Raw genomic sequence first — 1,654 nt, forward strand, 5'->3', positions numbered from 1 at the left:
ACCTTTTGACGAGGGTCAAATGCAAAACCTCGGGTTAACCCTAGATTCCTCTCGACGGCTCACGAGGCTGTCGGCCAGCGGGGGCCAGCCCCGCGAATCAGAGGAAACAAGGTCCCACGATGAAAGCCCCGAAGTTCGCTCCCACCGCCGTCGCCGTCGCACTGCTGTTCGCCGCGGCCCCCCTGATCGGCTCGGTCGGTGCGACCGTCGTGACCGGCAAGAGCGCCGGTTCCGCAGCGCCCACCGCCGTGGCCGCCAAGGCCAAGGCCGGCCAGGTCCACAAGATCACGCTGAAGACCGGCATGGCGGGCGGCAAGATGGTGTACCTCGACGAGAAGGGCAACGCCAACCCGGTGCTCAAGGGCAAGGTCGGCGACACGCTGGAGATCACCCTCTCCAGCGGCGAAGGCGCCGAACACGACATCGTGTTCCCCGAGCTGAAGGTCAGCTCGGCCAAGTTCAGCGGCAAGACGGTGGTCAAGGTGACGGTGCCGCTGACCCAGGGCGGCAAGTTCACCTACTTCTGCTCCATCCCGGGCCACAAGCAGATCGGCATGGAAGGCGTGGTGGAAGTCGAAGGGCCGGCCGGCGCGGCTGCCGCGGCCGTCCCCGCCGGGGCCGTGAAGACCGTCGCACTCGGCGCCGGCGCGGCCAGCGTGGCCGACGCCAAGGCCGTCGCGCCGGCCGCCGCCAACGCGGTCAGCATCGCGATGGATCCGAACGCGGTGCCCAAGCCGATCGGCAAGCGGCCGCCCCAGCTGGTGAAGTACCACATCGAGACGGTGGAACTGGAAGGCAAGCTCGATGACGGCACCACCTTCACCTACTGGACCTTCGGCAAGAAGGTGCCGGGCCCGATGCTGCGGGTCAAGCAGGGCGACACCGTCGAACTGACGCTGAGCAACGCGGCCAACAGCAAGGCGATCCACTCGATCGACCTGCACTCGGTGACCGGCGGGCACGGCGGCGGCGAGCACACGCAGGTGGCGCCCGGCGAGTCCACGACCATTCGCTTCAAGGTCCTCAACCCGGGCCTGTACGTCTACCACTGCGCCACCGCCTCGGTGCCGCACCACATCTCGGCCGGCATGTACGGGATGATCCTGGTCGAGCCGCCGGAGGGGCTGCCCAAGGTGGACAAGGAGTTCTACGTGATGCAGGGCGACCACTACACCTCGCACGCGTACGGCACCAAGGGCCACCAGGCCTTCGACCACGACCGCGCCGCGGACGAACTGCCCACCTACTACACCTTCAACGGCTCGGTGGGTGCGCTGACCAAGGAGCACAAGATGACGGCCAAGGTCGGCGAGACGGTGCGGGTGTACTTCGGCGTCGGCGGCCCGAACAAGGTCTCTTCGTTCCACGTGATCGGCGAGATCTTCGACAAGGTCTACAGCGAAGGCTCGATCAAGGCGATCAAGACCGACGTGCAGACCACCCTGGTGGCCCCCGGCGGCGCGACCATCGTGGACTTCAAGGTCAACTACCCGGGCAAGTTCCTGCTGGTGGACCATGCCCTGTCGCGCGTCGGCAAGGGCGCGGCGGCGGCCCTGGAAGTGACCGGCCCGGCCGACGACAGCATCTACAAGGCGTCGAGCGGAGCGATGCACGTCGAGCATTGATACCGGTTCGTGCGTGAGTGAGGAAGGGG

Annotated in this window: 1 protein-coding gene; it reads left to right on the forward strand. The window is 67.0% G+C overall.

All coding sequences use genetic code 11. From position 1 onward, the window contains the following. The first annotated feature begins 119 nt into the window (after positions 1-119). Positions 120-1,625 carry a copper-containing nitrite reductase gene (gene nirK / locus V6M51_RS18765; RefSeq protein WP_332769619.1) on the forward strand — a complete coding sequence of 502 codons (1,506 nt, stop codon included), beginning with the start codon at positions 120-122 and terminating at the stop codon, positions 1,623-1,625. The last annotated feature ends 29 nt before the right edge of the window (positions 1,626-1,654 follow it).

The organism is Phenylobacterium sp. (assembly GCF_036677185.1).
GTDB lineage: Bacteria > Pseudomonadota > Alphaproteobacteria > Caulobacterales > Caulobacteraceae > Phenylobacterium.

Excerpts from the sequence above, each read along its gene's own strand:
- nirK (WP_332769619.1), top strand. The coding sequence starts at position 120 with ATGAAAGCCCCGAAGTTCGCTCCCACCGCCGTCGCCGTCGCACTGCTG.